The organism is Bacillus sp. 179-C3.3 HS (genome assembly GCF_047229225.1).
Lineage (GTDB): Bacteria > Bacillota > Bacilli > Bacillales > Bacillaceae > Bacillus.
The window spans coordinates 50,945-59,369 of the sequence record NZ_JBFEFT010000022.1 but is presented as its reverse complement, the minus strand read 5'-3'; the positions used below and the strand labels follow the sequence as shown (position 1 = coordinate 59,369).

Annotated in this window: 10 protein-coding genes; 4 read left to right on the top strand and 6 right to left on the bottom strand. The window is 38.6% G+C overall.

The window, feature by feature from the left end; all coding sequences use genetic code 11:
- Positions 1 to 98: 98 nt before the first annotated feature.
- A complete protein-coding gene (locus AB1K80_RS13560; protein ID WP_412857217.1) occupies positions 99 to 1,313 on the bottom strand; it encodes a CynX/NimT family MFS transporter in 1,215 nt (404 codons plus the stop codon).
- A gap of 21 nt (positions 1,314 to 1,334) precedes the next feature.
- Positions 1,335 to 1,484, bottom strand: a complete 150-nt coding sequence (locus AB1K80_RS13555) for a YycC family protein (protein ID WP_412857216.1) — start codon at positions 1,482 to 1,484, stop codon at positions 1,335 to 1,337.
- Between the two features lie 106 nt (positions 1,485 to 1,590).
- Between AB1K80_RS13555 and AB1K80_RS13550 the strand changes: the two genes are divergently transcribed.
- Positions 1,591 to 2,079: a GNAT family N-acetyltransferase gene (locus AB1K80_RS13550; RefSeq protein ID WP_412857215.1), complete on the top strand. Its 489-nt coding sequence runs from the start codon at positions 1,591 to 1,593 to the stop codon at positions 2,077 to 2,079.
- Positions 2,080 to 2,132: 53 nt separating this feature from the next.
- On the opposite strand, the gene AB1K80_RS13545 is transcribed toward AB1K80_RS13550, so the two are convergent.
- From AB1K80_RS13545 to AB1K80_RS13535, 3 genes are all read right to left on the bottom strand, one after another.
- Positions 2,133 to 2,339 carry a hypothetical protein gene (locus AB1K80_RS13545; protein WP_412857214.1) on the bottom strand — a complete coding sequence of 69 codons (207 nt, stop codon included), beginning with the start codon at positions 2,337 to 2,339 and terminating at the stop codon, positions 2,133 to 2,135.
- A gap of 134 nt (positions 2,340 to 2,473) precedes the next feature.
- Complete coding sequence (locus tag AB1K80_RS13540) at positions 2,474 to 2,608, bottom strand: hypothetical protein (protein WP_412857219.1); 135 nt, start codon at positions 2,606 to 2,608, stop codon at positions 2,474 to 2,476.
- 183 nt (positions 2,609 to 2,791) lie between these two features.
- Entirely contained in the window at positions 2,792 to 3,715 is a 924-nt protein-coding gene (locus AB1K80_RS13535; RefSeq protein ID WP_412857213.1) for a DUF4885 family protein, read from the bottom strand.
- A 110-nt stretch (positions 3,716 to 3,825) separates the two neighbouring features.
- Here AB1K80_RS13535 and AB1K80_RS13530 point away from each other — a divergent pair, with 110 nt between their 5' ends.
- Positions 3,826 to 4,683, top strand: a complete 858-nt coding sequence (locus AB1K80_RS13530; protein WP_412857212.1) for a hypothetical protein — start codon at positions 3,826 to 3,828, stop codon at positions 4,681 to 4,683.
- 443 nt (positions 4,684 to 5,126) lie between these two features.
- On the opposite strand, the gene AB1K80_RS13525 is transcribed toward AB1K80_RS13530, so the two are convergent.
- Positions 5,127 to 6,047, bottom strand: a complete 921-nt coding sequence (locus tag AB1K80_RS13525; RefSeq protein ID WP_412857210.1) for a DUF4885 family protein — start codon at positions 6,045 to 6,047, stop codon at positions 5,127 to 5,129.
- 264 nt (positions 6,048 to 6,311) lie between these two features.
- Between AB1K80_RS13525 and dnaB the strand changes: the two genes are divergently transcribed.
- Together dnaB and AB1K80_RS13515 are read left to right on the top strand one after the other, a co-directional pair.
- Entirely contained in the window at positions 6,312 to 7,676 is a 1,365-nt protein-coding gene (gene dnaB, locus AB1K80_RS13520; RefSeq protein ID WP_412857208.1) for a replicative DNA helicase, read from the top strand.
- A gap of 99 nt (positions 7,677 to 7,775) precedes the next feature.
- Positions 7,776 to 8,189 (top strand): VOC family protein, encoded by a 414-nt coding sequence (locus tag AB1K80_RS13515; protein ID WP_412857207.1) that lies wholly within the window; start codon positions 7,776 to 7,778, stop codon positions 8,187 to 8,189.
- The last annotated feature ends 236 nt before the right edge of the window (positions 8,190 to 8,425 follow it).

Here is an 8,425-nt window from a genome sequence, read left to right as displayed (position 1 = left end):
CTCCTAATTAACACTTTGTTTAAGTGTATCACTAGAAGGGTGTTTTTTTATGTCCCATTTGACTAGGTTAGTCTACTACTTGAGGCGGGTTTTTTTCTTTAAGATGCATCTGAAATATACACATTCCGTCCGGCAAGCATACCAGATATAAACATGAAAAAGAGTACGACAATAAAGATGATAATCGAAGGTGTCCATGAATGTGTCATGTCGAAGAGAACCCCGATTAAGAGCGGTCCAACAGCCGCTAATAAATAACCAAGAGATTGTGCCATGCCAGAGAGAGCTGCCGCTTGTTCCATATGTCTCGTCCGCAATCCGATCAATGTAAGGGCGAGACTAATACTGGCACCTTGCCCAATGCCGGTCAATAACACGGAAATCACAAGGATAGGTGTAGAACCTCCAATGAGAAGCCCAATCATACCTAGCAAATACACAACAATAATGCCAAAGACAATTGGCCTTTGTGTTTTTAGTTTTTCAGCTAAAACAGGCGCTAAAAAGGTGGATGGGAGACCAGCAAATTGCATAATCGACAGCATCCATCCAGCCGTCGATACATTCATCCCATGTGAAGCCAAAATGTCAGGAAACCATGCAATAGAGCTATAGAAAAGGAATGATTGCAAACCCATAAAAAAGGTGACCTGCCATGCGACACGTGAACGCCAAATTGGCTGTTCGGTGATTGAGACGTTCCGAGTTACTTTTGTATTTTGGTGAAGTAACTGTGGTGCCCAGACCATCATTGCGATGAGTGTAATGCCACCCCAAACAAGGAATGATGTATTCCATCCGCCTGGCATTGCTTGACTAAGTGGAACACTCACACCTGACGCAAGCGCAGCAAAGACTGACATAGAGGTCGTATACACACTCGTCATCAACCCAGCATGTGCAGGGAATTTATGTTTGACCAATCCAGGTAAAAGCACGTTACAAATCGCAATACCGACTCCGACTAAGGCGGTTCCAATCATTAAGAAAGTAATGGATCCGAATGAACGAATGACAATTCCAAACAATAAAACAGCCAATCCAAGCCATAGGGTTCGTTCATTTCCAAGGCGTTTTGCGACTTTAGGAGCTATTGGAGAAAGCAATGCGAATGAGAGAAGCGGCAATGTAGTGAGAAAGCCTGCTAGTCCATTTGAGAGGTGCAAATCGGAACGAATGGAACCGATGACAGGGCCAACTGATGTAATAGCAGGGCGTAAGTTAAAGGCAATCAGTAAAATACCAGCAATCAGTAATATGGTTTGCCCTGTGGTGCGAGGGTTCATTTTTGATTGTTCTAGTTGTTGTTTCATCTAGGTTAAACTCCTTTATATCTATTCAGTAGAGCGATTTTTCTGCTGTTCAAGTTCCGCTAATTTCGCGATTAATATATGCTGAGGCATGTGCATGATTTGTTCAATCGGTACATTGAGTGAAGAAGCTAGCTTTTGCGCGGTATCGGCAGAGATTTGTAAAGGTCTCATGTTAATCCCTCCTTTTCCAATCTATACGTTCCAATATATCATATAAGGGGACCGCTCTATATGTATTTTAGGAACATGGAAATATTTTAATAAAGGAGGATGTGTGATGAAAATCTATTCAGTAACGGATGTACCCCAAAAACAAATAATCGATTTTTTCAAAACACACTGGGGAACGACAGAAATGGTCATTTCGAGTGGGGTTTATGATTGTCGTGCATTAGATGGATTGACTGTTATCGATGAAAAGGGAGAGATCAAGGGGTTCATTACATACATCATCAAAGATCAGGTATGCGAAATCATTTCATTAGATAGTATCAAAGAAGGTGAAGGGATAGGGACCTCATTGATTCAGGAAGTCGAAAAACGTGCTATAAAAGAGACATGTAAGCTCCTTCAACTTGTTACAACCAATGATAATTTAGATGCTTTAAAGTTCTTTCAAAAACGAGGATTTGTTCTGTCACATATCATCAATAATGCCGTAGAAAAGGCAAGAAAGATAAAACCAGAGATCCCGTTCATTGGCCATTATGGCATACCAATTAGAGATGAAATAGTCTTGATTAAGAAACTGTCTAGTGAAGAGTAACAATTTCTGAATAGAAAAAAGCGCCAATTGGCGCTTTTTAGATAGACTCCTGATTATTTACAATGAAATGAGTAATCTAGGTTCAAAAAACTTAATTCCACTTCTGGAGAACCATTCACGTCATAGCATGAATTGGTGAGAGTACGAATTTCCTTATTGTTAAAGGACACTTTGGTAAATAGTAAGAGGGACGCCATCACAAGGATAAACGGGACAATGATCGCCATCCTTTGTGGAGTCGTTAATTTCTTTCGTTTCATTTTCGGATTCAACCTTCCATTTTTGGATATAAATTAAAAAATATTATAACACATTGTATGATTGATCATAAAAACAGAAGAAGCAGACAGCAAAGGTCTGCTTCTTCTGTTTTCTAAAAAAGTTCATCAATGAATCAGGCTTTATTGCTCTTTCCTTTTAACAGCTCTATGATGAGTTCATTTTGTTTTTCTATTGATTTTAAACTTTTCTCTATCATGGTACTTGATATGACAATCACAATTAAAATCGCTATCCCCACAAATAACAAGTAAACCCCTCCTTAAATGCAAATGTCGTACCCAATTAATTTCCACTCCTAGGTAGTTCTTGTTTTATTGTGGGAATCCTTCTATAACCTTTAGAAAGACACGAATAAACAAAGCGCTGTGATCGTTATTGTCACAGTGCTTTGTTTATCGTGATGACTTTATGATCATGATTCAAGTCATGTTCATCCAATGTCATATAAAGAATCGTTTTGATAGCCAATAGATAACACCAAATCTGGAATAGAATCAAACCCATTTTTCGCTAGGTCAAAAAGCTGTGCACCATAATGTGAACCGGCAATGCGCGCATGTTCTGCTGTGTATGGATTTTTAAGGAGTTCTTCTTTGTAAATATCAAAAATATTTGTTCCGTTATCTGTTACAAATTGCCCGTTTACTAGGCTAAGATCTTTTAAATTGTAGCCTGTGACTGTCTTTATTTGATTGACAAGACGGAACTTAGCAAGGGTGTCAGCTGTGAATTGATTGGAGTCATCGGATCTGTTTTTCATGATATGGAAAAACAACTCTCGTGTATTGTTGTTGTTTGAATTTAATATGTCTTCTATTTGCTTGATCAGCGATTCGTCTTTCGATCCACTTACAACTAATTTGAAATTGTTTGGGTCAATGGTAAAAGTTAAATTTGTGTTTTTAGGAATGGTTAAACCATTGGTAGAAAATAAAGCTTGCAGTTGTTCGTTCACCTTTTGGCGATTGAATATTTTCTTTTCTCCACTTTCTTGGGTAGGGTCGTAACGTTTTTCATTTCTGAAGATGGCATCATTAAAATCATATTGTCCGCCTTTTCCAGAATTAGCCCAGCTAATTTCCATAGTATAAGCCGCTTCTCTCTCCACTTTAGTTAGATCATTCCTGAAATAAGGAGAGTATGGATTTCGATATTTATCAAATATATGACCATGAGGATCTTTGAATCGTTTATTTTGTTCATTTATTTTTTGGTATTTTTCATCTAGTATTTTCATCCGTTTATCAGATTCGGTCATCACCTTATTTGTACTTTGGATAGCTGGTTGACTATTATTGTCCATTCTGTTTGGATTGATTGAAGCATTTGCTGTGTACGACGTATTAATATTCATTCTGACTCTCCTTTTTTGAAAAAAGTAGTGATTATTTAATATATCGGCATTTTAGTTAATATATGTTAGTATTGAACTGATATAGGAATTATTACAAGGGAGAGTAAATTATGGCAAATAGTATTTTAAAACGTTTTATATTTCCAGTGTTGTTGTTGGTAATTGTTACCAGTTTTATTACGCCAAATTCAGCAGAAGCAGCGATTACGGGGAATAACAGTCCGAACACAGCAAGTTCAATGGGATATTGGAAATATAGTCGTCCAGATACGACAATCTTACCAGAAGGTGAAAATGAAGCATATTATCAGTTCACGATTAATAGAGGTGAAAGGGTTTATGTGAGAAGTTCGTATAATAAGCAATATATGGGTATGAAAATAGAGGTGTATAATTCGAAATCTAATAAGCCAGGTTCCAGAGTGATTAACCCTGATTCAATTACACCATTTATTTTTGCTAATACTGGTGATGTTACATCTGCTTCAGAAACTTATTTTGTGAAAGTGACTCGAGGTACATATACAGGGGATATGTATTTTACTGTTTCAATTGAAGATCGTATTAAATCTGGTAATGGGAAGTTCAATTTTACGGGGACCGCTACCAACTTTGGGAATACTTCTTTGAAACTAACAGGCGTTGATTCTTCTGTTATAACAATGGATTTAACGAACAATTCTTCTATTCCTAAAAACGCCATTGTTAAATCTATTTCGACGAATAGCACTCAAACACCTAACCAAGGGGGTGTGACACACAACCTGATGGCTAGTCAAAACAATGTTTGGTACCAATCACTTTATTCCTCTGCAACGAAAGGTTCGTATCGAATTTCTCTGGAAAATCAATTAAAAGTGGCTCAAAAATGGAGTTTTATGTACAACGCAAAAGCTACAGCGAAATCTACTATGAGAAATGTCAGCGCTGATATCAGTTATGAATATGATGTCACTGATGAGTTCTAATTTTGTGTATTGAAAGGCACATCAAGATGGTACAAGCATTGTAAGTTTAACTTGTGAAGAAAATAAGTAGATATGTAGAAATGATGAAATTGAATAAGATCATGGGACATCCCTTTAACGTTACAGTACAACCGTAAGAGGGAGAATGTTTTGTACAATCATTGTACGCTTAGGAATGGACCACTTTAAAAAAGAAGAAAGGCTCTTGTGACATGTATTGTCATAGAGCCTTTCTTCTTTGTGGATCATGTTTGGCATGAATCTTATATCATTTCATATTTAATGGAGTTTCACATGTGACCCGTATATACCCATACCTTGGACACGTACATATCTATTAAACAGTTCAAATTCAGGCGGAAAGTCTATACTAATTGATATCATTTGTTCAAACGCATATATATCCCCTAGTATTTTCTTACTCTATCATTTCATAACTCCATTTAACCAATGTCTTGTAAAGAACCGTTTTGATAGCCAATGGATAACACCAAATCTGGAATAGAATCAAACCCATTTTTCGCTAGATCAAATAGCTGTGCACCGTAATGTGACGCGGCGATGCGCGCATGTTCTGCTGTGTATGGATTTTTAAGGAGTTCTTCTTTGTAAATATCAAAAATATTTGTTCCGTTATCTGTTACAAATTGCCCGTTTACAAGGCTAAGATCTTTTAAATTGTAGCCTGTGACTGTCTTTATTTGATTGACAAGACGGAACTTAGCAAGGGTGTCAGCTGTGAATTGAGTAGAATCGTCCGATCTGCTTTTCATGATATGGAAAAATAACTCTCTTGTATTGTTGTTTGTATGTAAGATATCTTCTATTTGTTTGATCAGTGATTGGTCTTTTGTTCCACTTACGACTAATTTAAAATTGTTTGGGTCAATGGTAAAAGTTAAATTTGTGTTTTTAGGAATGGTCAAACCGTTGGCAGAGAATAAAGCTTGTAATTGCTCATTCACTTTTTGGCGATTGAGTATTTTCTTTTCTACGCTTTCCCGGGTTGGGTCGTACCGTTGTTCATTTCTGAAGATGGCATCATTAAAATCATATTGTCCGCCTTTATTATTTCTTGCCCAACTCATTTCCATTGTGTAAGCAGCGCCTCTTTCAAAATGGGTTAGGTCACTTCTGAAATAAGGAGAGTAAGGGTTTTTATACTTATCATAAATATGGGCTTGAGGATCTTTGAATCGTTTATTTTGTTCATTTATTTTTTGATATTTTTCATCGAGTATTTTCATCCGTCTATCAGATTCAGTCATCACCTCATTTGTACTTTGGATAGCTGGCTGGCTATTGAAGTGCGTACGATTATGATTGTTTGAAACAGCTGATGTGTATGATGTGTTCATATTCACTTTGATTCTCCTTTTAAATCATGATTATTTAATATATCGGCATTTAAGTAAATAATTGTGATATATAAGGTGTTACAACAGAATATAGAAAAAGGGACATATTTATATATCTTCATGCACACTTATGTTTTGATATAAAAACACACTGTTCAATCAATCATCCTCATGGTAATTTTGACTATAGTTGATGTTTTTCACTTTTTTAGTGATGAAAATGTTAAAATGATGAGTAGCGTATTTTTTTATGAAAGGACGGTGCTTGGCATGACGGAACTTCTCGATGACCGGCTGCCGCCGCAAAATATAGAAGCCGAGCAGGCCGTATTGGGTGCTGTTTTTTTAGAACCATCTGCGCTAACGCTCGCTTCTGAAGTATTAATTCCAGAGGATTTCTATAGAATGTCGCATCAAAAGATATACAATGCGATGCTGATACTTGGTGATAGGGGAGAACCGGTTGATCTTGTCACGGTGACGTCTGAACTTGCCAATACAGATTTACTAGAAGAGGTAGGCGGGATTTCGTATTTAACGGATATTGCGAACTCTGTCCCGACTGCCGCCAACATTGAATACTATGCAAAAATAGTAGAAGAAAAATCGATATTAAGACGTCTGATTCGAACAGCGACAACCATTGCACAGGATGGGTATACGCGTGAGGATGAAGTAGAAGATCTATTGAGTGATGCTGAAAAGACCATTATGGAAGTGGCGCAGCGCAAAAACTCAGGGGCTTTTCAAAACATCAAGGACGTTCTTGTTCAAACATACGATAATATTGAGCAGCTACATCACCGAAAAGGCGATATTACAGGGATTCCCACAGGTTTCTCTGAGCTTGACCGGATGACAGCTGGATTCCAGCGAAATGACTTGATTATCGTAGCGGCTCGTCCATCAGTAGGGAAAACAGCCTTCGCCTTGAACATCGCACAAAACGTCGCGACCAAGACAGATGAAAGTGTCGCCATTTTTAGTTTAGAGATGGGTGCTGAGCAGCTTGTCATGCGTATGCTTTGTGCAGAGGGGAATATCAATGCACAGAACTTAAGAACCGGTAATCTGACAGAAGAGGACTGGGGGAAGCTGACAATGGCGATGGGTTCTTTATCGAACAGTGGAATTTTCATTGATGATACCCCAGGGATCCGTGTGAGTGAAATTCGTTCGAAATGTCGACGCTTGAAGCAAGAGAACGGTCTTGGCATGATCTTGATTGACTACTTGCAGCTCATTCAAGGGAGCGGTCGATCAAGCGATAACCGTCAGCAAGAGGTTTCTGAAATTTCTAGGGCCTTAAAGTCACTCGCAAGGGAACTTGAAGTACCAGTCATTGCCCTGTCTCAGCTTTCTCGTGGCGTTGAGCAGCGTCAGGACAAACGTCCAATGATGTCTGATATTCGTGAATCAGGGAGTATCGAGCAGGATGCCGATATCGTGGCTTTCCTTTATCGTGATGACTACTATGACAAAGAATCAGAGAATAAGAACATCATAGAAATTATTATTGCCAAACAGCGTAACGGTCCAGTTGGTACTGTCTCACTGGCGTTCGTCAAAGAATATAACAAATTCGTCAACCTCGAAAGGAGATTTGACGATGCCGGTGTTCCGCCCGGTGCCTAAGCCCAGCTCAAACAAGCTGGGCTTTTTCTGTTTAAGACAAGCAAGGAGGAGGAAAGAAAGTAAGGATCGTATATTTAAAAGAGAAAGGAGCGATGTCGGATGAAATTTCAACAGTTCCAGGCTGCACAGTTGCGTATCGCACGTCCAACAGTCAATATGAAAGCGGTTTTATCTTTTTATGAAGAAGGGCTAGGGCTCAAACGAATCGGATCATTTGATCAGCATGAAGGATATGATGGCGTCATGCTTGGACTTCCTCACCAGCATGTGCATTTAGAGATTACAAAACATGAAGAAGAAGAGGCTCTACCTGTCCCACATCCCGAACAGTTACTAATATTCTATATTCCTGAAGTAGAAGAGTTTGAGAGTATGACCGAGAGGCTGATCTCATTCGGTGGAAAGCAAGTCACTTCAACTAACCCATACTGGGATCGAGGAGGAGTGACGATTGAAGATCCGGATGGGTATCGAGTTGTACTAATGAATTCAGAAGGCATTACACCTATGTAAAACTCCCGAGCTGGGGGGCTGATAGGGGGACACGCAAATTTAGCCAATATCGCTTGGATTGCATGTCTCTAGGCGGGCAAGTGGTGTGCTTCGACAGACAGAAATGGATGCCGTGGCCACTTTCCTCCTGACAATATGATAATTAGTTATTTTTACTCAAAATCATCTCTTTTATGTGTGGAAGGAGCGATTAAAGCGCTTTTACCCCTAATTAAAACGAACAAAATCCCACTTAT

What these genes read in the sequence shown, in the direction of transcription:
- AB1K80_RS13560 (WP_412857217.1), bottom strand. Translation starts at nt 1,313, where the DNA reads ATGAAACAACAACTAGAACAATCAAAAATGAACCCTCGCACCACAGGG.
- AB1K80_RS13545 (WP_412857214.1), bottom strand. Translation starts at nt 2,339, where the DNA reads ATGAAACGAAAGAAATTAACGACTCCACAAAGGATGGCGATCATTGTC.
- AB1K80_RS13535 (WP_412857213.1), bottom strand. Translation starts at nt 3,715, where the DNA reads ATGAATATTAATACGTCGTACACAGCAAATGCTTCAATCAATCCAAAC.
- AB1K80_RS13555 (WP_412857216.1), bottom strand. Translation starts at nt 1,484, where the DNA reads ATGAGACCTTTACAAATCTCTGCCGATACCGCGCAAAAGCTAGCTTCT.
- AB1K80_RS13550 (WP_412857215.1), top strand. Translation starts at nt 1,591, where the DNA reads ATGAAAATCTATTCAGTAACGGATGTACCCCAAAAACAAATAATCGAT.
- dnaB (WP_412857208.1), top strand. Translation starts at nt 6,312, where the DNA reads ATGACGGAACTTCTCGATGACCGGCTGCCGCCGCAAAATATAGAAGCC.
- AB1K80_RS13530 (WP_412857212.1), top strand. Translation starts at nt 3,826, where the DNA reads ATGGCAAATAGTATTTTAAAACGTTTTATATTTCCAGTGTTGTTGTTG.
- AB1K80_RS13515 (WP_412857207.1), top strand. Translation starts at nt 7,776, where the DNA reads ATGAAATTTCAACAGTTCCAGGCTGCACAGTTGCGTATCGCACGTCCA.